Genomic DNA, 22532 nt, shown 5'->3' with positions numbered 1-22532 from the left:
GGTGCGGCGTAAAAGGATCGCTACGCGATTTCTGATCAGACGAAGGCCCCGCCTCGCTCTTCCCCAGAGCGCAGGCGGGGCCTTCCTCTTGTCCAGGGGGCGCGGGGAACGGCGCGATCAGGGGGCGCGGGGAACTGCGCGGATAAGGGGCGCGGGGAACTGCGCAAAACCACAGTGCGAGCCGCACCCGCCCCACAGAGCCGCGGGGCACACGAAACGGCTCACGCGCTCAGCGAGAACGCGCCGCCCCCGCGATCGTGATAACGGCCTGCTCCAGCGCGTACTCCGGATCGTCGCCGCCACCCTTGACCGCCGCGTCGGCCGCGGCCACCGCGCGCAGCGCCGTCGACACCCCGTCCGCGCTCCAGCCGCGCATCTGCTGGCGCACCCGGTCGATCTTCCACGGGGGCATGCCCAGATCGCGGGCGAGGTCACCGGGCCGGGCGCCGCGCGGCGCGGAGGCGAGCTTGCCGATCGCGCGCACGCCCTGCGCCAGCGCGCTGGTCACCAGCACCGGCGCGACGCCGGTGGCCAGTGCCCAGCGCAGCGTCTCCAGCGCCTCGGCGGCCCGGCCCTCCACCGCGCGGTCCGCGACGGTGAAGCTGGACGCCTCGGCGCGGCCCGTGTAGTACCGCCCGACGACGGCGTCGTCGATGGTGCCCTCGACGTCCGCCGCCAACTGCGTGACCGCGGAGGCCAGCTCGCGCAGATCGCTGCCGATCGCGTCGACCAGGGCCTGGCACGCCTCGGAGGTCGCGGAGCGGCCGATACGGCGGAACTCGTTGCGCACGAAGGCGAGCCGGTCGGCCGGCTTGGTCAGCTTCGCGCAGGCGACCTCGCGGGCCCCGGCCTTGCGCGCCGCGTCCAGCAGCCCCTTGCCCTTGGCGCCGCCGGCGTGCAGCAGCACCAGGGTGATCTCCTCGGCGGGCGAGCCGAGATACGCCTTCACGTCCTTGACGCTGTCGGCCGCCAGATCCTGCGCGTTCCGCACGACGACGACCTTGCGCTCGGCGAACAGCGAGGGGCTCGTCAACTCGTCCAGCGTGCCGGGCTGGAGGTCGGCGGAGGCCAGGTCCCGCACGTCCGTGTCGGCGTCGGCGGCGCGGGCCGCGGCGACCACCTCCTGCACGGCGCGGTCGAGCAGCAGCTCCTCCTGGCCCACGGCGAGCGTGAGCGGCGCGAGGGCGTCGTCGTTGGTCTTCTTGCTGTTCCCGGCCATCGCGGACAAGCATCCCACGCCGCTCCGACAGGCCGGGGCGACCGGCCGCCCGGGGCCCTGTGACCTGCGCCCGCCGGTCTCGCGGACAATGGCCGGGTGACTGACGTACGACACATCCTGGTGCTGCCGGACCGGGACGCGGCCGAGGACGTGGCGGAGGAACTGGCGGACGGCTTCGGCCTGCCCGAGGAGCCGCAGGTGGTGCGCGAGGCGCTGGCCGGTGAGGACGACGCGGAGGACGCGCAGTGGCTGGTGGTCCTGGAGGGGCCTGTAGCGCGGTTCGGGGCGGAAGTGCTTGGTGCGCTGGATGCGTTGGCCGAGAAGTACGAGGGGTGGGTGGAGCGGGAGTGACACCTGCGCGGGCGCCCGACGCGGACCGGGCCGCATCACTTGAGGGCTAAGATTTCCCTGTCGAGGGGTACGGCAGCGACGGGGACTTGTCGCAGGGAGGAACGCCCGAATGGACCGGAAGAGGACCGCGGACGCACGCCGGGACGCCGTGGCGTCCATCGTCGAGGACTGGCGGCGGGAGCGGCCCGAGCTGGACACCTCCCCGCTGGAGGTGTTCGCGCGGCTGCACCGCAGCTTCATCCGCTACCAGGCGCAGATCTCCAAGCCCCTGGAGGAGTACGGCATTTCGATGGCCGGCTTCGACGTGCTCACCGCGCTGCGCAGGGCGGGAGCACCGTACCGGCGGACGGCGGGCGAGCTGGCGGACTCCGGCCTGATCAGCTCGGCCGGGGTGACGCTGCGCATCGACCGGCTGGAGAAGGACGGGCTGATCGTGCGCGAACGCGGCCCCGAGGACCGGCGGGTGGTGCACTCGCGGCTCAGCGAGGAGGGCCGCAAGCAGATCGACGAGCTCTTCACCGAGCATCTGGAGAACGAACGCCGCATGCTGGCCGGGCTGAGCCCCGCCGAGTGCCGTCAACTGGCGCGCCTGCTCGGCAAGTTGGAGCGGTCCCTGGAGACGGCAGAGGCGGAGGGGGCGGAGGACGCGGACGGGGCGGCCTGAGGGGCCCGTCGGTCCGGGCCCCTCCCCCCGGGGTCTATCCCTTCGCCGCCAGGGCCGCGGCCTGTTCCTCGGCCGCCGCGCGGTACAGCCGGCGGAGGCGGACGACGCCCAGGTCGTGCTGGTAGAGGTTCTCCGCCTGGTCGGCGTCCCGCGGCATCCGCTCCAGCATGGTGCGGTCCTGCTCCAGGACCGCCCAGTGCCGCTCCTCGATGAGGGTGCGGTACAGGAAGCGCCAGCTGTCCCGCTCCCAGCCCTGCACACGCCGGTAGCGCCAGAAGAAGACGCCGCTGCGCTTCTCGTCCACGGGGCAGATCATGCCGACGATGCCGAACGGGCCGCCGGGGCCCGCGGACGGCGGGTACGGGATGGACAGGTCCACCCAGTCGACGCCCGTACGGCACAGCTCGACCCAGTCGAAGTTCACGCCCCGCTGGTCGGTCTTCTCGAAGAAGTAGCCGCGCTCCGTCTCGCGGATACGGAACTTGGCCGTGGTGTCGCCGTCGTACATGGTGTGCGACTCGTGGTGCAGGAACGCGCCGTGCATCGGGTCGAGCAGGTTCTCCATGCCGTACCGCCAGGGCGCGTCCCACTCCGCGTAGCAGAGGAAGGCGTCCACGTCGGGGTCGGTGAGCGGCTCGGGGAGGGTCAACTCGCAGGGCTCGGGGTGCTGTTCGTCACCGATGTACGCCAGGATCGCGCCGCTCACCTCGCGCACGGGCGGGCTCGTCACGAGCTGCTTGCCCTCCAGGTTGCAGCCGGGCAGGCCCGGTACGGAGGTGACCGTGCCGCCGCCGTCGACCTCGACGCCGTGATACCAGCAGGCGATCCGGTCGCCGAGGTGCTTGCCCAGCGAGAGCGGAGCGCCGCGGTGCGGGCAGCGGTCGGCGAGCATGTGCAGGGTGCCGTCGGCTCGGCGGAACAGCAGCCACTGTTCGCCGAGCACGGTGACGCGCCGCATGCCGCCGGGGGCGACGAAGTGCGAGGGGACGACGGGGTGCCACTGGTTGCGCAGCCCCGTGGCGTAGATGTGGTCCGCGGTCTGTTTCGCGGTGGTGGCAGAGGCGTTCGGGGTGGTGGTCGGCACGGTCGTCACGCTCCCAGGCGGTGCATCTCGGCACGGAAGGACTGCTCGGTCCACTGCGCGCCGTCCGGCGCCGGAACCTGACGGGCATTCAGCCCGGCCACCACGGCGGGCAGTTCGTGCCCCTCCTTGGTGAAGACCTCTTCGAGAGTGGCGGCGAGCTTGAGTTCGTACGGGGTCGGCTCGTGGGTGCGGCTCTGGTGCACCTCGAGATAAGGGCTGTCGCTGCCGGTCATCACGGCTCCTTCGGACACGGTGGTCGAGCGCGGCGGGTGGTCGGGAACGGCCGGGGGTGAGGAACGGCCGATGGTCAGGAACGGCCGGGGGTCACAGGTCGAGGGCGAGGGAGCCGGAGGCGCAGCGCGAGACGCAGATCATCATGGTCGCGCCCGCCGCCTGTTCGGACTCGCTGAGGAGGAAGTCGCGGTGGTCGGGGGTGCCTTCCAACACCCGGGTCTCGCAGGTACCGCAGATCCCGTCGCGGCAGGAGCTGGGCACGGACACGCCGGCCGCCTCGACGGCCTCCAGCACGCTGGTGCCGGGCTCCACCCGTACGGTGCCGCCCGTACGGCGCAGCTCCACGTCGAACGCGCCGTCGTCCGCGGCGGGTTCGGCCGGCGGGGCCGCGAAGCGCTCGACCCGCAGCCGGTCGGCGGCGCCGCGCTCCGCGCAGTGCGCCTCGACGGCGGCGAGCAGCGGTTCGGGGCCGCAGCAGTAGACGAGGGTGCCGTCGTCGAGGCCGTCGAGCGCGGCGTCCAGGTCGATGTGGCCGTGCTCGTCCTGCGGGTGGAAGCGCACCTCGCCGGCCGGGCCCGCGAGTTCGCCGAGCTCCGTGCCGAAGGCCATCGCGGTACGCCGCTTCCCTCCGTGCACCAGCCGCCAGGGCGTGCCGCCGCGGGAGGCCTCCCGTGCCATGGCCAGCAGCGGCGTGATGCCGATGCCGCCCGCGACGAACACGTACCGCTCCGCGGGCTCCAGCCGGAAGTGATTGCGCGGGCCCTGCACCGTGACGGTCGCTCCCGGGCGCAGCGCGGTGTGGACGTAGCGCGAACCGCCGCGCGAGGACGGCTCGTCGAGCACGGCGACGCGGTAGCGGCCGCCGTCGCGGGGGTCGCCGCACAGCGAGTACTGGCGGGTGTGGCCGCCGACGGCCAGGTCGAGATGGGCGCCCGGCTCCCAGCAGGGCAGCGGCTTGCCGTCGGGGTGGGTCAGCTCGACGGACAGCACGCCCTCGGCCTCCCACGTCATGCGGTGCACGAGCAGGTCGGCGGTCCAGTCCGCCGGTTCCTGAGACGTCGCCGTCGGGTGCGTCGCGTCGCGAGTCGTCGCGTTCTGGGTCATCGCGGTCCTCCTGGTCCTCTTCCCGTCACGCGGTGGGGAGCTTGACCGGCGGGGTGAACGGGGTCTTCATGGGGCCGAGCGCGGCGAGGTCCACCTCGACCAGCACGGGCCCGCCTGCGGCGGTGGCCTCCGCCAGGACGGGGCCCGCGTCCTCCTCCGCCGCGATGCGCGCGTACGGCAGGCCCGTCGCCTGCGCGAGGAGGGCGAAGTCCGGTGCGGCGAGGTCGACTCCGGACCTGCGGGTGAAGTAGCGGTCCTGCATGTTGCGGAGCACCCCGTAGCCGCCGTCGTTGAACACGAGCAGGGTGAGCGGGGGCCGGGCCTCGGCCAGTGTGAGCAACTCGCCGAGGTGTACGGCGAGTCCGCCGTCGCCCGCCATCACGACGGTGGGGATGTCGGGCCGGGCGAGCGAGGCCCCGATGCCCATGCCGAGGCCCTGGCCGATGCCGCCGCCGCGCGGGAAGACGTTGTCGCGCGGGTCGTAGATCTCCAGCAGCCGGTTGCCCCAGCTGCTGGACGCGATCGTCACATCGCGGGCGACGACGGCACGCCGGGGCAGCGCTGCGCGCAGCGCGTCGCAGACGGCGGCCTGCGCCCCGAGGCCCTCGCGCTGCGTGGCACGGACGTCGTCCCGTACGGCGGTGACGCGCGCGGCCCAGGACGGGTCGGGTGCCGGCTGCTCGGTTTCCGGCAGCCGGGTCTCCCGCAGCCGGGCCAGGAGCGCGTCGAGGACGTCCGGGGCATGGCCGTGGAGGGCGTGCCGGGCCGGGTAGACGCGGGACAGGGCCGCAGCGTCGATGTCGATCTGGAGGTGCGCGCCGGGGAGCCGGAGGCTGTAGTCCGCCGTCTCGTTGGAGCGGAAGTGGGTGCCGACCGAGACCAGGACGTCCGCCTCCGCGAGCAGTTCGCGTCCCGCGGGTGTCGTGGCGTAGTTGCCGACGACGCGGGGGTCGTCCTCCGGGACCGTGCCGCGGCCCGAGTTGGAGGTCAGCAGTCCGGCGCCGGTCGCCTCCAGGAGCGCGGCGATCTGCGGCCGGGCGCGGGTGGCGCCGCCGCCGGCCCACACCAGGGGGCGGCGCGCACCGGCCAACAGCGCGGCCGCCGCGTCCAGTTCAGCGGATGCCGGGGATGCTTCGGCGACGGAGGCTTCCGTGTCCACCGGCTCCGCGCTGACGGGCTCCTGGGGCGCGTACTGCAGGTCGATCGGCCACTCCACGCTCGCCGGGCCCGCCGGGTCGGTCAGCGCCGTGCGGGCCGCCGCGCGCAGGATGCGGCCCGCCTCACCGGCGTCGGTGACGGTCTCGGCATACGCGGAGACCGCCCGCAACATGCCGAGCTGGTCCTTCGTCTCGTGGATGAACCCCCGCCCCGCGCCCAGGTGTTCACTGTCGATCTGCCCGGTGACGTGCAGCACGGACGTACCGGCGCTGAGCGCCTCGATGAGCGAGCCCGCCGCGTTGCCCGCGCCGGTGCCGGTGCTGGTGAGCGCGCAGCCGATGCCGCCGCGGGCCCGGCCGTACGCGTCGGCGGCGCTGACGGCGGACGCCTCGTGCCGTACGGGGACGAAGCGCAGCTCACGGTCGACGGCCTCGACGAGCGGCAGGTTGTGCACGCTGACGATGCCGAAGACGGTGCCGACGCCGAGTTCGCGGAGGACGGCGACGAGCAGGTCGCCGCCGTTGAGGGCCGCGGGGGATGCGGGCTGGGTCATGGGTGAACGCTCCAGGGGGCAGAGGGCCGGGCGGGCCCGGTCAGGCGAGGCCGCGGCCGACACCGCCGCCGACGTCGAGGCTGGTGCCGGTGATGTACGAGGCGCGGGGCGAGAGCAACGAGGTGACGGCGTACGCCACTTCCTCGGCGCGGCCGAGCCGGCCGAGCGCGATGCCGCGGTCGTCGGCGAGGTCGCGCTGCCACTCCTCGTACGTGAGCGGGCTGCCGGACGCCGCGTACCGGCGCTCCCACTGTCCGGTGTCGATCAGGCCGAGGCAGACGGAGTTGACGCGGATGCCGTCCGGGGCGAGCTCGGCGGAGAGGGACTTGGAGAGGTTGAGGATGCCGGCGCGGGCGGCGCTGGTGGTGATCAGGCGGGCTTCGGGCTGCTTGGCGAGGATGGCGTTGATGTTGACGACGGAGGCGCCGGGAGCGGCCGCCGCGGAGGCGCGGAGCAGCGGCAGCGTGGCGTGCAGCGGGTTGAGCACGCCGGCGAACTTCAGCTCCAGCTCCTCCCTCCAGTCCTCCTCGGTGGTCTCCGCGAAGCGCTTCATCCGGGAGGCGCCCGCGTTGTTCACCAGTGCGTCGAGGCCGCCGAAGTGCTCTCCGGCGCGGGCGGCGAAGGCGCGGGTGGCCTGTGCGTCCCGTACGTCGCACACGCCCGTCAACAGCCGTTCCCGGTACGGGAGTCCGGCGGCCGCCTTCTCCAGGCGGGCCGCGTCACGTCCGCAGGTGGCGACGTGGGCGCCCTCCTCCAGCAGGGCGCGGACCGTGGCCAGGCCGACGCCCGAGCTGCCGCCGGTGACGAGTACGGTGCGGCCGGCGAGGCCGAGGTCCATGGGTGTTCCCTTCCGGGGTGCGGGGTGGGGTACGGGTGGGTGCGGGGTGGGGTACGGGCCCCCGGTGCACCGGGGGGGCGGGGCCGGTGCGGGCCCGGCACGGGTGCCGGTTCGGCGCCGGATCCCGGCGTTCCGGCCGGCGAAGCCGGTGCCGGCCTTGGCGGCCCTGCACGCCGCACGGCGTCACCGCATGGTGAATCCGCCGTTGACGGCGATCACTTGGCCCGTGAGGTAGCGGGACTCCTCGCTCAGCAGGAACGCGATCATGCCCGTGAGGTCGTCGGGCTGCTGCGGCCGGGAGACGGCCCGGTTCAGCCGGTACAGCTCGTGCCGCTCGGCGGGCACCCGCTCCGTCGACTCGCCCTCGGTGATGCCGGGCGCGACGGCGTTGACGGTGACGCCCTTGTCGCCGGTCTCGCGCGCCATGGCCCGGGTGAGGGAGATGACCGCGCCCTTGGAGGCGATGTAGTGCGCGAGCCGCGGCGAGCCGTAAAGGGCCGCGTCCGAGGCGAGGTTGACGACGCGTCCGCTGCCCGAGGCGACCAGCTGCGGCAGCAGCGCCCGCGCCACGAGCCAGGGGCCGCGCGCGTTGACCGCCATGATGCGGTCCCACTCCTCGACGCCGATGTCCTGGAACTCCTTGCCGCCCACGGCGTCCGCGAGACCCGCGTTGTTCACCAGGCCGTGCAGCACGCCGCCGGTCAGCTCCGCGACGCGGTCCGCCATGGCGGCGACCGACTCGGGCTCCGCGACATCGGCCCGTACGGCATGCGCGTCGATCCCCTCGGCGCGCAGCTCCGCCGTGGCCTTCTCGCCGCGCTCCGCGTCGACTTCGGCGACGACGACGCGGTGCCCGTCGGCGCCGGCCCGGCGGGCCGTGGCCAGTCCCAGGCCACGGCCGGCGCCGGTGACGACGACCGTACGGATGCCGCCGGTCTGCTCCGTCGCGGTCATCAGTCGCGAGTCACGCCGTGCATCGGCGAGTGCTCGGGGTACGTGGGGACCTGCGGCTTCTGCGTGCCGATGATGACGCAGAACAGCGCGTCGGTGTCGCCCTCGTTCTTCAGGCTGCGGGCCACCCCGGCCGGGACCACGATCATGTCGCGGTAGCCGAGGGTGCGGTACTCCGCCTCGCCCTCGCCGCGGTGGATACCGACCCTGACCCGGCCCTCCAGGACGAAGAACGCCTCCTCCACGTCGTGGTGGGTGTGCTCGGGGCCCTCGGCGCCGGGCGGCAGCAGCATGTTGGAGAACGTGAACCCGCCGGAGGGCAGGACCCGGTTGTCGCCCTCGTGATTGCCGGTCGCGCCGGAGCCCACGTAACGGATCTGCGCGCGGCGGTACTGGTCGCCGGCCTTCGCCTGGAAGGCGAGGGTGTTCCAGTCGGGCTCGCGGGAGTCCTTGCTGGCGATGAGGGAGTCGGTGTACTTGGCGAGGTCTCCGCCGTTGTCGTACTCGGTGGTGGTGACAGGCATGAGGGTCTCCTTGTCTACGGTGAACCGGCGCGTGGGGGCGGGCGGTTCAGGACTGTTCTCCGGGGGGCTCAGGGTGTTGCGGAGGTGTTCAGGATGTGGCGGGGGTTTCCGGCTGTTCGGGGATGCGCGCTGTGATCCGCAGGTGGGAGAGCACCCAGGCGTTGAAGGCCTCGGGGCGCTCCTGGTTCGCGAGGTGACCGGCGCCTTTGACGATCACGTACGCGGACTTGTGCACGGCGCCCGCGATGACCTGGCTCGCCTCCGGACCCGTCACCCGGTCCTCGTCGCCGCACAGCACCAGCACGGGGGCGCCGACGGAGGGGAGTTCGGGCCGCAGGTCGGCGGCGGCCATGGACTCGGCGGCGTACGCGTAACCGGGCAGCCGTACGGCACCGGCCATGGTGTCCGTGACGCGCCGCACCAGCTCCGGCGGCGCGTCCGGCGAGAGCAGCCGGGGCGCGCGCCGCGCGGCGAACGCGGCGGGGCCCGACTCCTCCAGTTCGGCGGCCCGTTCACGCATGGCGGCCGCCTTCGCCTCGTCCGTGCCCGAACCGGGGCCGGAGTCGGCGACGATCAGGCTCGCCACCAGTCCGGGGTGCCGGGCTGCGAGGCGCAGCGCGATGACGCCGCCCCAGGAGACGCCGAGAACATGGGCCGGTTCGCCGTCCGGAGCGTGCCGGCGGATCAGCGCGGCGACGGTGTCGGCGTACCCGTCCAGGGCCGGCGGCTCCGCCGGATCGGCGGACGCGGCATACCCGGGGGCGTCCCAGGCGACGACGCGTACGTACGGGGCGAGGGCCTCCAGCTGCGGGGCGAACGCGGCCGAGGACGAGCCGATGCCGTGCAGGCAGAGCAGCAACGGGCCCCGGTCACCGGCACGTTCGACGTGCAGGCCCTCGACGTCGTAGGGGGTTTTCACGGGCTGTGTACTCACAAGATCTGTCCCGTCCGTCCGGCGAGCGCGGCGAGGCTGCGCAGCACGGCGTACGGCACGACCTGGCTGGTGGCCGGGTTGCCGGGGTCGGGCAGGTGCTCCGCCTCGAAGCGGTAGCTGCCGTGCGCGCCGGACGCCTCGATGACGTGCCGGGTACGGGACGCGGCGGGGTCGGCGACGACGCTGACCCGTACCCGGCCCGGGTCGCCGACGGCGAGCGCGACGGACGCGGCCACGTTGGTGGACTTGGGGAACTTCACCGGCACGTCCCGCGCCGTGCCCCGCATGACCTCCACGGGTCCGGTGGCGGTGCGCATCCGCTCCAGCAACTCCTCGTCCATCCACGGCTGTTCGAGGGTGGAGGGGAGCTTCGTGGTGGTGAGCCGCACCTCGTCGAGGGGGCCCAGGGCCCGTACGGCCTGCAGCAGGTCGAGGCCGCCGACGGCGCCGCCGGTGAAGTAGGCCCGGCCGGGTCCCGCGGCGAGCAGCCGCTGCGCGAGGTCCTCGTCGGTCAGGGCGCCGGTGGAGGCGATCAGCAGATCGGTGCCGGAACGCAGGACCTGCTCGCCGCGCTCCCGTACGACGGCCTGGCCCGCGGCCTCGACGATCAGATCGCACGCTTCGAGTGCCTCCTCGAAGCCGAGCTGCGGTGCGGGGGCCGTGCCGTCGCCGAGCGCGCGGTTGTCGACGATGCAGGTCAACTCGGCGCCGGGGACGGCTCCTTCGGCGACGGCCCGGCCGACGACGCGGCCGATGGCGCCCCAGCCGACGAGTCCCACCCGGCGGGTCCTGCGGGCTCCGGCAGTGACCTCCGCCGCGGGGCTTTCAGCGGGCGTTTCGGCGGGTGTTTCGGTGGGGGCGGTCATACGGTGGCCTCCTCGCTGCCGGACTGCACGGCTGCCGGCGCGGTGCCCGCGGGCGAGTCCGGGGCGGTACCCGGAGTGGTGTCGGGGGCGGCGAGGGGGCCCGGGTCGGGGATGCCCGCCATGTGGTCGCGGATCTCGGCGGACGGCGGCCCGGCCGTGCCCCACAGGTCGGAGAGCTCCGGAACGCGCCGCCACACGCGGGCGATCCAGGCGTCCTCCACGATCTGCGCGACCTCGGAGGTGTATTCGCAGACCAGCCCGGCGGGGTCGGTGAAGTAGGAGAACGTGTTGTTGCCGGGGCCGTGCCGGCCCGGGCCCCAGTGCGGGGTGATCCCGTGGTGGCGGAGCCGGCCGAGGCCGCGCATGAAGTGGTCGACCGAACTCATCTCGTACGCCACGTGGTTGAGCGACGCCCACTCCGCCTGGTTGAAGGCGATGCAGTGGTGGTCGGCGTTGCAGCGCAGGAACGCCATCTGGTGCTCGGACCAGTCGGAGACGCGCAGACCCAGCACGTCGCAGTAGAAGGCCACGAGGGCGTCGATGTCGGTGGTGTTGAGCACCGTGTGGGTGACGCCGACGGGCACGGCGGCGTCCCGGCCGCGCGGCGGTACGGCCTCGACCTGGGTGCTCAGCTCGATGAGCCGGCCCTCGGGGTCGGTGAAGCGCAGCCCGTACCCGCCGCCGTTCTGGTCCAGCGGGCCCGGCTCCGTGACGGGCACGATGCCGCGGGCGAGCAGCCGGCGCGCCGCCTCGTCGATCTCGGCGGGGGTGGCGACGGCGAAGCTGACCCGGCCGAGGCCGTTGCGCTCGGCGCGGCTGAGGCTGAGCACGTGGTGCTCGGGCCCGGTGCCGCGCAGCCAGGCGGCGCCCGACTCCCGGTCAGTGTCGACGACTTCGAGGCCCCAGACCTCTTGGTAGAAGTCGGCCGCCTCGGTGAGGGCGGGGGTGCGCAGCTCGACGGCGCGCAGGGCGCGCAGCCGGGCGACGGGCGGCCGCTGCGGGCCGGCGGCCGGGACCGCGCCGGCGGTCGCGGCGGGGTCCGGCGGGGCGGGTACGGACATGGCGGATGCTCCAAGCGATGTGGCGTGACCTGCTCGGGGGCGGGAAGTCGGGCGGACGGAAGGTCGCGGAGGGCGGGCCGGGGCCGTTGCGTGCGGGCCGGTCAGCCGGCCCAGGGCAGGGGGCTGTCGTCGGTGCCCCAGTAGAGGCTCTTCTGGCGCTGGTAGGCGCGGATGCCGTCACGCCCCTTCTCGCGGCCGAGGCCGCTGTCCTTCATGCCGCCGAAGGGGGTGGCGATGCTGAACTGCTTATAGGTGTTGATCCAGACGGTGCCCGCGTCGATCCGGCGGGCTATTCGCCAGGCGGCGCGGTGGTCGCGGGTCCACAGGCCGCAGGCGAGCCCGTACACCGTGTCGTTGGCCTGGGCGACCAGGTCGTCCTCGTCGTCGAAGGGCAGCGCGACGAGCACCGGACCGAAGATCTCCTCCTGGCAGGTGCGGGCCGAGTTGGGCAGCCCGTCCAGGACGGTGGGCAGGTAGTACGCGCCGTCCGCGTACTCCTCACCCTCGGGCGCCGATCCCCCGCACAGCACCCGCGCACCCTCGCTGCGGGCGAGGTCCACGTACGCGGCGACCGCGTCCCGGTGCCGGTGGTGCACGAGCGGGGCGACCTGGGTGGCCGGGTCGGCGCCGGGTCCGACGCGCAATTTGCGGGCGCGCGCGGTGAGTTCGGAGACGAACTCGTCGTACCGGGAACGGGCCACGAACAGCCGCGACCCCGCGATGCAGGACTGTCCGCTGGAGGAGAAGACCCCGAACAGCACGCCCGCGAGGGCCTGTTCGAGGTCGGCGTCGTCGAACACGACGGTGGGCGACTTGCCGCCCAGCTCCAGCGACACCGGCATCAGCTTGTCGGCCGCGGCGTGCGCGATGGTGCGCCCCGTGGCGGTGCCCCCGGTGAACGTGACCTTGCCGACGCGCGGATGGCGCACGAGCGCGTCCCCGACGACGCTGCCGCTGCCGGCCAGCACGGACAGCAGACCGGCCGGCAGACCGGCCTCGTGCAACGCCGTGCTGACGAGCCGGCCCAGCGCGAGTGCGACGAGCGGGGTCCACTCGGCGGGCTTCAGCAGCACGGCGTTGCCGGCGACGAGCGCGGGGGCGAGCTTCTGCGCGTCGCTGGCGATCGGCGAGTTCCAGGGGGTGATGGCCGCGACGACCCCGATGGGCTCGTGCACGCTCATGGTGACGTAGCCGCCGCGCGAGGGGGTGAGGGCGTCCTCGGCGGTCTCGACGGCGGCGGCCGTGTACCGGAAGGTGCCGGCGGCGGAGAGCACGAGGGCGCGGGTCTCGGTGCGGCTCTTGCCGGTGTCGGCCGTCTGGAGCGCGGAGAGCGCCTCGGCGTCGCGCTCGATCAGCTCGGCGATCCGGTGCAGCAGCAGGGCCCGGCGGTGAGCCGGCAGTTCGCGCCAGCCGGGGTCGGCCGCGGCCCGCGCCGCACGCTCGACGGCCTCGTCGACCTGGGTGGGCGAGGCGGCGTGCACGGTGGTCAGCGGCCGGCCCGTGGCGGGGTCGGCGGTCTCGACCGGTGCGCCCGCGCCGCGCCGCCACTCCCCGGCCAGCAGCACTTCGTCCGCGGGGAGTTGAAGCATCCTCCGGCCTCCGATCCATGAGCTGTTTCGCCGGCAGATCCCGCCAGCACCAAAAAGCTAAGTGCTTAAGTAATTCTTGGCAAGGCCTCAACTCCGGCACAGTTTCGGGTCGCTACCTCTTGACGCTCGCCGGGGCGGAGCCGATACAACTTAAGCCCTAAGACGTTTTGCGGTTACCTGTCATGCACCGCAGTACGGCGGCGCGACCGCGCGGCAGCGCCGTGCGGCACATGCCGCACCCCTTCACGGGCGCCGTCGGCGGCGCCCGCCCCTCCCCGCCAGCCGCGCCCGCCCTTCGCCGCGGCCCGAACCGCTCCGCCGCCTCCCCGCGGCGGCGCTGGAGGACATCTGGATGAGTGTCGACACCTCCCCCGGCAGCGGCTCCCGCGACAGCCGAAAACCCGACGCCGCGGCGGCACGTGCCGCCATCGCCGCACGCTTCGAACGGCTCCCCGTCTCCCGCTGGCACGTCACGGTGCGCCTCGTCGTCGGCGTGGTCACCTTCTTCGAGGCCTTCGACCAGCTCCTCATCGCCTACGCCATGCCGGAGCTGCGCCAGGAGTGGCACCTCAGCACCGCGGGGACCACCGCCGTACTGACGGTCGGCTCCCTCGGCATGCTGGTGGGCGCGCTGTTCTCCGGGCGGCTGGCCGACCGCATCGGCCGGGTCAAGGTGATCGCGCTGTGCGTGGCCGTCTCCGGCGCGGCCAGCCTGGCACTGGCCGCCTGCACCTCCGTCACCCCCTTCATGGTGCTGCGCTTCGTCCAGGGCCTGGCCATCGGCGGTGAAGTACCGGTGGCCGCCACCTTCATCAGCGAGATCACCCGCAGCTTCCGCCGCGGACGGTTCGTCCTCCTCTACGAACTTGTGTTCCCCGCCGGGCTGACCGTGGGCGCGGTCGTCGCCGCGTGGGTGGTGCCCGCGCTCGGCTGGCGGTGGATGTACGTCATCGCCGCCGTACCCGGCCTGTTCTGTTATCTGGTGCAGCGCACGGTGCCGGAATCGCCCCGCTGGCTCGCCGAACACGGCCGGCTCGACGAGGCCGCCACGGTGATGACGGAGATCGAGGCCAAGGTCGCCCGCACCACGGGCCCCCTCCCCGACCCGGCCCCCGACGCCGCTCCGGCTCCTGGTTCGGCTGCCGCTGCCGGCCAGGGGGCCGGCGCGGGTGGCGACTTGGGCGCCGCGGGTGGTGGCTTGGGCGCCGCGGGTGTGAAGCCCGCCGCCGTGTCACCGGGCCGGCGAGTCGTCGACGCCCCCGCCACCACGGCGGAGGCCGCCGCGACCGGACTGCGCGGTCTGTTCACCGGCCGCTACCGGCGCCGCACCCTGATGGTGTGCGTCCTCTGGTTCACCGGCTACTTCGTCAACTACGGCATCACCTCCTGGCTTCCGACCATCTACGGGAGCCACTACGGGCTCTCCCTCTCCGACGCCCTCGTCTACTCGACCGTCACCTCCAGCGCCGGCTTCCTCGGCTGTCTGTTCGTCGCGCTGACCGTGGACAGGGCGGGCCGCCGCAGGGTGGTCACGGTATGTCTGGGGGGTACGGCGGCCGTCCTGCTCACCCTCGCGCTGCTCGGTGCGCACACCCCCCTTCAGGTCCTGATCTGGACCTCGCTGTCCGCGGTGTTCTTCTTCGGCTCCAACATCTGCCTGTACCTCTACACACCCGAGCTGTTCCCGACCCGGATGCGCGCCCTGGGCAGCAGCGTCGGCGGCGCCGTCAACCGGCTGGGCCTGATCCTCGGCCCGATCGTGGTCGGCTCCGTCTACGCGGCGGGCAACGTGCCCCTCGTCTTCGCGATGCTCGCCGCGGTGGCCCTCGTGGGCGCCCTCGTGGCGGGCCTGTTCGCCGAGGAAACGGCCAACCGACGCCTGGAGGACGTCTCCCCGTGAGCGCCGACGTCTTCTTCCGACCCCACCTCCTGCCCGCCGACGTCTCCCTCCGGTCCCAGACGTCCTGACCGCCGACGTCTCCCTCTGGCCCCAGGCCCTTCCGGGGCCCGCCCCGGAAGGGCCTGGGGCCGGGGGCACGCCTGCGAGGCGCACTCGCGGGTGGCCTTCCGGAACCTTTCCGGAGCGACTTCGAGGGTCCCGCCCGCATCGTGGGGGCTTTCCTCGCGGGGCTTCCCCGGGCGCCTCACCAGGGCGGCCCCCGGCTCGTTCGGCCAACTCCCCGTATCCGGGGGCCTTGTGGGGGCACGGCGTGCGGGGGCAGGCCTTGTGGGGACAGAGGCTTCCCGTGTGCCCGGTGCGGGAGTTCCCCGCGTGACCGGTGCGGGAGTTTCCCGCGTGGATGCTTCCCGCGCGGGAGTGGGCGTCGTCGGGTTGTGCCGCGGGCGGGGGTGCCGCGTTCTGTCACCAGGGCGGGTGCGGTGCCGGCTTCCGTCGCGGTCACGGCCAGGGCGCCGTTCCGGTCGGTGCGGGCCACGAGGGCACCCGTCGCCCGCAACGCCTCCAGCGTCCGCGGAGCCGGGTGCCCATAGGGGTTGCCCGCACCTGCTGACACCACCGCGATACGGGGCCGGACCCGCTCCACGAGGCCGGGCTCCTGATACGCCGAGCCGTGATGCGGCACCTTCAGCACGTCGGCCTGCGGCAACGCCGGGTACGCCGTCAACAGCCCCTGCTGCGCCGGTGGTTCCAGGTCACCGGGCAGCAGCAGCGTCAGCCCCGCCGTGCGCACCAGCAGCGTGACACTCGCGTCATTGGCACCCTCCGCGGCCGGCCCGCCGGCGTACGACGAGGGGCCGGCACCCATGACGCCGCCGGGGCCGGGAACGGGCGCCGGCGGCCAGAGCACCGTCCAGCTCACAGCACCCGCACGGCCCCGCTCCCCCGCCTGCGCCGCGGCGACCCGCACACCGTTCCGCCGCGCCGCGTCCCGTACGGCCCCGGCCTGCCCGGGCGGATCGTCCAGCGACGACGTCAGAAGCGCACCGACCGCACGGCCCTTCAACACACCCTGAAGGCCGGCCACATGGTCGGCATGGAAATGAGTAAGGACGAGCAACGGCACGGCCGTCACTCCCAGCACCCGCAGACACCGGTCCACCGCCCCCGGATCGGGGCCCGCGTCGACGACGACCGCCGAACCGCGCTCCCCCGTGGACAGCACCAGCGCGTCGCCCTGCCCCACATCGCAGACCACCAGCCGCCAGTGGGGCGGCGGCCAGCCGGTGAGCGGCCGCACCAGCGGCACGGGACGCAGCACCGCCAGCACCAGCAGCAGTCCGCAGAGGGCGCACCACCAAGGGTGCCGGTGCAGCCTGAGCCGTGCGGCACACAGCACCACGACCACGGTGAGCAGCGCGAGGAACAGCCCGCCGAGCCAGCTGCCCGGCCAGGGGACGGAGGCCCCGGGCAGCCCGGCACCCGTACGCGCGACGGTGGCGATTCCTCCCGTGGGCCAACTCGCCAGCCAGGCCAGGACCTTGGCCACCGGCATGGCGAGGGGCGCGGCGGCCAGCGCCGCGAAACCGAGCACCGTGGCGGGCGCGACGGCGAACTCCGCGAGGAGATTGCAGGGGACGGCGACCAGGCTGACGTGCGCGGCGAGCACCGCCACCACGGGGGCGCAGGCCAACTGGGCCGCCGCGGCGGCGGCGAGGGCCTCGGCGAGCCTGCCGGGCACACCGCGCCGCCGCAGCGCATCGCTCCAGCCGGGCGCGATGGTCAGCAGCGCGGCGGTGGCGAGCACCGACAGCAGGAACCCGAAGTCGACGGCGAGCCACGGGTCGATGAGCACGAGCGCCAGAACAGCGGCGGCCAGCGCGGGAAGCAGCGCCCGGCGCCGCCCCGTGGCCAGGGCGAGCAGTGTGATCAGCCCGAACGCGGCAGCCCTCAGCACGCTGGGCTCCGGCCGGCACACGACCACGAAGGCGAGAGTCAGCAGCCCGCCGCACACCGCGGTCGTCCGCAGCGACAGCCCGAACACCGGGGCGATGCCGCGCCGTTCGGCCCGCTGCGCCGTACCGGGCGGGCCGAGCAGCAGAGCCAACATGATCGTCAAGTTGCTACCGCTGACAGCCAGCAAATGCGTCATGTCCGTGGCGTGGAAGGCCTCGTCCAGGCCGACGGGAAGCCGGGAGGTGTCGCCGACGACCAGCCCCGGAAGCAGTCCGCGGGAGTCCCTGTCGAGACCGCCGCTCGCCTCGCGCAGTCCGGCCCGCAGCCCGCCGGCAGTGCGCTGGAGGGAAGTGGGAGGCCCGACGATGCGCGGCGGCTCCTCGCCGCTCACGCGCAGCACGGCCGCGATGTCCCGGACCGGTCCCGACCCCGTGGGTGTGCTGAGCCGTGCGGAGACCCGCAGCCCGGTCGAGGGCAGCAGGGACAGCCACTCGGAGACCCGCGAAGGGCCCTCGCCCTGCTGGAGGATGACGAGCACCGGCGTACGGACGGCCTGCGGGGCCGTCCCGCCGCCGGTGTCCGCCGCGACCCCGCGTGGCGTGACGCGGGTGGCCTCGGCCTCGAACAGGACGGTGCCGGGCCGCTGTTCGCTGCCCCGTACGGCGGGCGGCAGCCGGCGCGGATCTCCGGTGACGGTCAACTCGACGGTGCTCTCGGCGTACTTGTCGGCCAGCCGGGGCACCGGGCCCCGGTGCAGATCTGCCGCGTGCAGTGCGGCGACCCCGGCACCGGCCGCAACGGCGAGCAGGACCATGGCAGCCGTGACGTACAAAGCGCGGCACCGCCACCGCCGCCGAACGAACAGCCCCGCCGCGGCCGCGCAGCAGGCAACGGCACCCACCGCCACGGCGCCACCGGCCACGCACAGTCCGGCCGCGGCCCCGCCCCACGCGGCGAGCGACACCGGCACCAGCCGCAGATCCGGCGTCCCCTCCTGACGGGGCCGCGCCTCCCCGAGCGGATTCCCCGCCCCGGCGTGCACCCCGGCCCGCGTCCCGGCCTCAACATCCGCACCGGCTCCACCCCCGCTGCCCGTCCCGGCTTCGGGCCCGGGTCCGGATTCCGGCCCTACGCCGGGGTACCCCCGCTCCCCCGGCCGCACCGCTGCACCAGCCCCAACCCCCGCACCGGGGCTTCCCCGCCGTCCCTCACCCCGCCACATCGCCGTGCCGACGCTCGCACCGGCCCCAACTTCCGGGCCGGGTTCAGCCCTTGAGCCGTCCCCGGTTCCCAGGCCGACGCCGAGGTTTCCCTGTCCTCCTTCACCCGGCCGCGCCGCCGCGCCGGCCCCAGGACCCGCCCCGGCTTCCGGACCCGCACCAGGGATTCCCCGTGCCCCTTCACCCGGCCGCCGCGTCCCGCCGCTCCCAGGGGCGGTCCCCACTTCCGGTCCGGACCCAACTCCCGGCCCTGCACCGAGGTTTCCCCGCTCGCCCTCACCCGGCCGCACCACCCCACCGGCCCCGAACCCCGTACTGGCCTCAGCCCCTGGGCCGGCCCCGACTTGCACCCCGGCGCCGGAATCTCTCCGCTCCCCCTCGGCCGGCCGCACCACCCCGTCCCTCCCCGTCCCGGCCCGCCCTGTCGCGCTCCGCCCCGGAGGGCCCGTCCTGGCCCTCCCCCGTGCCCGGTTCACGGAGTGACCTGCGGCTTGATGTCCGCGAAGCGGCGATCGCCGATGCCGTCGACGTCACGGAGCTGGTCGATGGAGGTGAACCCGCCATGCTGCGTGCGGTAGTCGATGATGTGCCGGGCCAGCACGGGCCCCACGCCGGGGAGAGAGTCGAGCTGTTCGGCCGTCGCCGAGCTGAGGCTCACCGTCCCGGCGGCCCCTCCCGGCCCCGCGGCCCCACCCGATGCCGCAGACCCGCCCGAGGACGCAGCCCCACCCGACGAAGCACCGCTTCCCGGGGATGCCCCTCCGCCCCCTCCCGGCGGGACCGGTCCCGGGGCGGGCGCACCGGCCGAGCCGACCACGATCTGTTCCCCGTCCACCAGCAGCCGGGCCCGGTTGAGGTTTCCGAGCTTCGCACCCCGTCGCGGGCCGCCCGCGGCGTCCAGCGCGTCCTCGACGCGGGAACCGGACGGCAGCCGGTGCACCCCGGGGTCCTCGACCTTGCCCGTCACATCGACGACGACCCGCTTGCCCGCGGCCCCTCCCGGCCCGCCACGGGCACCCGGCACGAACACGGCGTTCCCTCCGGGGCGTTCGGGTCCGGGCCGGGCCTCCGCGCTCCGCACCCCGGCCGGGGCCGCGACGCTCCGGGGCCGCCCCGACCAGAAGTGCTGCACGGCGAACCCGACGGCGAGGACCAGCACCACGGTGAGCGCCAGCACGGTGCGCGGCTCCACCCCGAACCGCATACGCAGCCACAGCGCGGGCCGTTCCCGCAAAGCGATCCGCGACGGCTCAGCACCAGACCGCCCCGCCAAGCCACCCCCAGATCCCGCCCGGTGGTCACCCCGTCGGCCCCTCAAGTCGCCCCCAGAGCCCGCCCGATCACCCCGCCCACCGCTCAAGTCGCCCCGGGAACCCGCCCAGTCATCCCGCCGTCCGCTCAAGCCGCCCCGAGAACCCGCCCAGCCATCCCGCCGGCCCGCCAAGTCACCCCGAGGCCCCGACCACTCGCCCCGCTGCCCCACCGACTCGCCCAGAGAGCCCGCCCGGTCATCCCGCCGGTCCGCCAAATCGCCCCGAAGACCCGCCCGCTCCTCGCCCCGGCCCCCCACGTCACCCCGAGAGCCCGACCGGTCATCCACCTGCTCGTCCCGCCGGCCCCCCAAGTCACCCCGAGAACCCGACCGGTCATCCACCTGCTCGTCCCGCCGGCCCCCCAAGTCGCCCCGAGAGCCCGACCGATCGTCCACCCGCTCGCCCCGGCGGTCTCCCCGCCGGTCCCCCCGCTGGTCCCTCGCGGCGCGGCGGGCACGGCTCTCCCGTACCGCGGCACGCGCGGCAGCGGCGGCTTCGGCCCGCGACAAGGTCGCCGGGGGCTCGCCGGAACTGCCAGCCTCCTGCTCCTCCTCCCCCGGCACAGCCCGCCGCCCGGGAACGGCGCCCGGAGCGGGCCGAGGCGAGGGCCACGGCACCCGGTCCGGGGCGAACCCCGGCAGCGGCTCCGCCACGGCACCCTTCAGCGAACCCGGCGCGGAAACGGTGGGCGAACCGGCCACGCGGTCCGCTACAGATCCCCCGCCTGAACCGGCCACGCAGTCCGCCACAGATCCCCGAGCCGAACCGGCCACGCGGTCCGCCACAGGCCCCCGAGCCGAACCGGCCACATGCTCAGCCCCAGCACCAGCCCCAGCCCCAGCCCCGGTCCCAGCCCCAGACCCAGACCCGTCCCAGGAGTCCCGCACCAGCGGGTCCTCCCCCACCGGCTCCACCCGGGAACCGTCCGAAGCGCCGCCCGGGCCGGTCCGACCGCCCCCGCCGTCGGACTCCGACTCGCCCTCCCCCGGCGCCACTTCACAGACAGGAAAGAGCTCCCCCACCCGGGCCGCCGGCCCACCACCCAGCCCACCACCAGGCACGCCACCCTGCCCGGCCACGGAGGAAGCGGCCGGGGAAGGGGCCGCTTCGCGGCGGGCCGGGCGGCGGCGTGAGCGGCGGGCACCGCGACCGGGGCCCGGAGACGGGGGCCGGCCGGCCTGGCCCTGCGGAGACGTACGCGATCGGATGCTCATGCCGACCGACGGTAAAGAGCCTCAGCCCCAACAGCTGATCTTGCTCAATTTCCGTGGATAACCAGGGAGTTGTGGAAAACTCCGTCACTCACCTCAGCGACACCACGGCGCCGAGCAGCCCCGGCCCGGTATGGGCGCCGATCACTGCCCCGACCTCGCTGACGTGCAACTCGCCCAGCCCGGGGACGCGTTCACGGAGCGCCGTCGCGAGCCGTTCCGCGCGTTCCGGCGCGGCGAGGTGGTGCACGGCGATGTCCGCGTCGGCGTTCCCCGCACGCTCGACGACGATCTCTTCGAGCCTGGCTATCGCCTTGCCCGCCGTGCGGACCTTCTCCAGCATGCCGATCCGGCCGTCCACCAGCTCCAGCAGCGGCTTCACCGCCAGCGCCGAGCCGAGCAGCGCCTGTGCCGCACCGATGCGCCCACCGCGGCGCAGATAGTCGAGCGTGTCGACATAGAAATACGCGGAGGTTCCCTCGGCCCGTTTCTCGGCCGCGGCCACCGCCTCGTCCAGCGAACCGCCCGCCTCGGCGGCCTCCGCCGCCGCCAGCGCGCAGAACCCCAGCGCCATGGCGACCACTCCGGTGTCCACCACCCGTACGGGCACGGGTGCTTCCCGCGCGGCGACGACCGCCGCGTCGTATGTACCGGAGAACTCCGCCGACAGATGGAGGGACACGATGCCGTCCGCACCGGCCTCGGCCGCGGCCCGGTAGGCGTCGGCGAAGGTCTGCGGGCCGGGACGCGAGGTGGTGACGGCACGTCGCTGGCGCAGCGCCTCGGCCAGCGAGCGGGCCGAGATCTCGGTGCCCTCCTCCAGGGCCTGGTCACCGAGCACCACGGTCAGCGGGACGACGTGGATGCGGTGTTTCTGCAGTGCCGATGGCGGCAGGTAGGCCGTTGAATCAGTAAGGATCGCGACATGGCGGGGCATGGAAAGGAGGCTACCGCCGACTCAGGACGCGCTCCTCGGACGCCCCTTCTCGAAGCGGGCGTCGAAGCGCTCGGAACGCGCGAAGTCCGCGCGCGGATCTCCCGTTCCGTCCGCCTGCTGCTGAGTGCTCCGGGGCAGTCCGGGCCGCGGCTCCTCGCCCGGCCCGGCCTGCTCCGCGGGCCGCGCGGAGGGACCGGCGCCGGAGGAGCCGGCACCGGAGGGGTCAGCGGCGTACGGACCGGCGGCGGGCTCGGCGCTCTCCCAGTGCCGCAGCGCACCCGACTCGACCTCGATCTGCCGGCGGAGCGCCTCGACGCCCTCCTGGTCGTACTGCCGGGCGCGGTCCAGCGCCGCGTGCCGGAGGGAGTCCGCCGACTGCTTGATGTGCGCGACGCGTTCCCGCGCTTCGGGCAGCTGCTGCGTCATCCGCGCCCTGTCGGGCTCACGCTCCATCAACGTCTGCAGTTCGCCGTCGACTTGCCGGGCGTGCTCGTGCAGCCGGTCCAGCAGGCCGAGGGCCTCCCGCAGCGACGGGTCGTCCGCCACCCGGGCCTCCAGGGCCGCGCGGGCGTTGTCGATGGAGGCGCGCAGATCCAGCCGGTGGCGCGCCGCCTCCCCCACGGGGCCGGGCTGCATGCTCTTCGCCTTCAGCGTCGTGTCCTCGACCGTGCGCCGCACCTGCGTGCCGGTGCGCTCCACTCCGCGCTTCACCGCCCGGACGGTCTTCACCGTGACGAAGATCCCGGCCGCCACGAACAGCACGAAGATCAGCAGCGCCACCGCCAACATGACTTCCTCCACGCCGTGCTCCCTCGTCGGTCTGCCCGAACCGTCTCCCGTCCAGCGTAAACGGCCGGGGGCGGCCCGT

At 74.2% G+C, this 22532-nt stretch carries 19 protein-coding genes; 3 read left to right on the top strand and 16 right to left on the bottom strand.

What is annotated here, in order from left to right; translation table 11 throughout:
• Positions 1-229: 229 nt before the first annotated feature.
• On the bottom strand, positions 230-1219 hold the full coding sequence (gene holA, locus AC3AGO_RS23005; protein ID WP_487822116.1) for a DNA polymerase III subunit delta: 990 nt from the start codon (positions 1217-1219) through the stop codon (positions 230-232).
• Positions 1220-1315: 96 nt separating this feature from the next.
• Here holA and AC3AGO_RS23000 point away from each other — a divergent pair, with 96 nt between their 5' ends.
• Positions 1316-1570 (top strand): hypothetical protein, encoded by a 255-nt coding sequence (locus AC3AGO_RS23000; protein WP_487822115.1) that lies wholly within the window; start codon positions 1316-1318, stop codon positions 1568-1570.
• 109 nt (positions 1571-1679) lie between these two features.
• The gene (locus tag AC3AGO_RS22995; protein WP_487822114.1) at positions 1680-2234 is read left to right on the top strand and encodes a MarR family winged helix-turn-helix transcriptional regulator; all 555 of its coding nucleotides are present in this window, start codon (positions 1680-1682) and stop codon (positions 2232-2234) included.
• A 34-nt stretch (positions 2235-2268) separates the two neighbouring features.
• Here the strand turns inward: AC3AGO_RS22995 and AC3AGO_RS22990 are convergent, their stop codons facing one another.
• The 11 genes from AC3AGO_RS22990 to AC3AGO_RS22940 all read right to left on the bottom strand — a co-directional run bounded on the left by AC3AGO_RS22990 (position 2269) and on the right by AC3AGO_RS22940 (position 13130).
• Positions 2269-3318 (bottom strand): Rieske 2Fe-2S domain-containing protein, encoded by a 1050-nt coding sequence (locus tag AC3AGO_RS22990; protein WP_487822113.1) that lies wholly within the window; start codon positions 3316-3318, stop codon positions 2269-2271.
• Between the two features lie 5 nt (positions 3319-3323).
• A complete protein-coding gene (locus AC3AGO_RS22985; RefSeq protein ID WP_487822112.1) occupies positions 3324-3551 on the bottom strand; it encodes a recombinase-like helix-turn-helix domain-containing protein in 228 nt (75 codons plus the stop codon).
• Between the two features lie 91 nt (positions 3552-3642).
• Positions 3643-4563 carry a PDR/VanB family oxidoreductase gene (locus tag AC3AGO_RS22980; protein ID WP_487824773.1) on the bottom strand — a complete coding sequence of 307 codons (921 nt, stop codon included), beginning with the start codon at positions 4561-4563 and terminating at the stop codon, positions 3643-3645.
• A gap of 118 nt (positions 4564-4681) precedes the next feature.
• Entirely contained in the window at positions 4682-6367 is a 1686-nt protein-coding gene (locus AC3AGO_RS22975) for a thiamine pyrophosphate-binding protein (protein WP_487822111.1), read from the bottom strand.
• A gap of 40 nt (positions 6368-6407) precedes the next feature.
• Positions 6408-7205: an SDR family oxidoreductase gene (locus AC3AGO_RS22970; protein WP_487822110.1), complete on the bottom strand. Its 798-nt coding sequence runs from the start codon at positions 7203-7205 to the stop codon at positions 6408-6410.
• Between the two features lie 183 nt (positions 7206-7388).
• Positions 7389-8159 carry an SDR family oxidoreductase gene (locus AC3AGO_RS22965; RefSeq protein ID WP_487822109.1) on the bottom strand — a complete coding sequence of 257 codons (771 nt, stop codon included), beginning with the start codon at positions 8157-8159 and terminating at the stop codon, positions 7389-7391.
• A complete protein-coding gene (locus AC3AGO_RS22960) occupies positions 8159-8680 on the bottom strand; it encodes a cupin domain-containing protein (protein WP_487822108.1) in 522 nt (173 codons plus the stop codon). Before AC3AGO_RS22960 ends, AC3AGO_RS22965 begins: the two co-directional genes overlap by 1 nt.
• A gap of 88 nt (positions 8681-8768) precedes the next feature.
• Complete coding sequence (locus tag AC3AGO_RS22955; RefSeq protein WP_487822107.1) at positions 8769-9614, bottom strand: alpha/beta fold hydrolase; 846 nt, start codon at positions 9612-9614, stop codon at positions 8769-8771.
• Positions 9611-10480, bottom strand: coding sequence for an aspartate dehydrogenase domain-containing protein (locus AC3AGO_RS22950; protein WP_487822106.1), 870 nt, complete (start codon positions 10478-10480; stop codon positions 9611-9613). Before AC3AGO_RS22950 ends, AC3AGO_RS22955 begins: the two co-directional genes overlap by 4 nt.
• Positions 10477-11541 (bottom strand): VOC family protein, encoded by a 1065-nt coding sequence (locus tag AC3AGO_RS22945; protein WP_487822105.1) that lies wholly within the window; start codon positions 11539-11541, stop codon positions 10477-10479. Before AC3AGO_RS22945 ends, AC3AGO_RS22950 begins: the two co-directional genes overlap by 4 nt.
• A gap of 101 nt (positions 11542-11642) precedes the next feature.
• Positions 11643-13130: an aldehyde dehydrogenase gene (locus AC3AGO_RS22940; RefSeq protein ID WP_487822104.1), complete on the bottom strand. Its 1488-nt coding sequence runs from the start codon at positions 13128-13130 to the stop codon at positions 11643-11645.
• A gap of 352 nt (positions 13131-13482) precedes the next feature.
• Between AC3AGO_RS22940 and AC3AGO_RS22935 the strand changes: the two genes are divergently transcribed.
• Complete coding sequence (locus AC3AGO_RS22935; RefSeq protein WP_487822103.1) at positions 13483-15030, top strand: MFS transporter; 1548 nt, start codon at positions 13483-13485, stop codon at positions 15028-15030.
• 244 nt (positions 15031-15274) lie between these two features.
• Here AC3AGO_RS22935 and AC3AGO_RS22930 read toward each other — a convergent pair whose 3' ends face one another.
• The 4 genes from AC3AGO_RS22930 to AC3AGO_RS22915 form a co-directional block, all read right to left on the bottom strand.
• A complete protein-coding gene (locus tag AC3AGO_RS22930) occupies positions 15275-17815 on the bottom strand; it encodes a ComEC/Rec2 family competence protein (protein ID WP_487822102.1) in 2541 nt (846 codons plus the stop codon).
• Positions 17816-18675: 860 nt separating this feature from the next.
• Complete coding sequence (locus AC3AGO_RS22925; protein ID WP_487822101.1) at positions 18676-19437, bottom strand: ComEA family DNA-binding protein; 762 nt, start codon at positions 19435-19437, stop codon at positions 18676-18678.
• A gap of 1381 nt (positions 19438-20818) precedes the next feature.
• Entirely contained in the window at positions 20819-21664 is an 846-nt protein-coding gene (locus AC3AGO_RS22920) for a DegV family protein (protein ID WP_487822100.1), read from the bottom strand.
• Positions 21665-21685: 21 nt separating this feature from the next.
• Positions 21686-22465: a hypothetical protein gene (locus AC3AGO_RS22915; RefSeq protein WP_487822099.1), complete on the bottom strand. Its 780-nt coding sequence runs from the start codon at positions 22463-22465 to the stop codon at positions 21686-21688.
• Between the last annotated feature and the right edge of the window lie 67 nt (positions 22466-22532).

It is taken from the genome of Streptomyces sp. BL1 (genome assembly GCF_057628045.1).
Note: the sequence above shows the minus strand (reverse complement) of the source record. Positions and strands in the feature narration are given on the sequence as shown.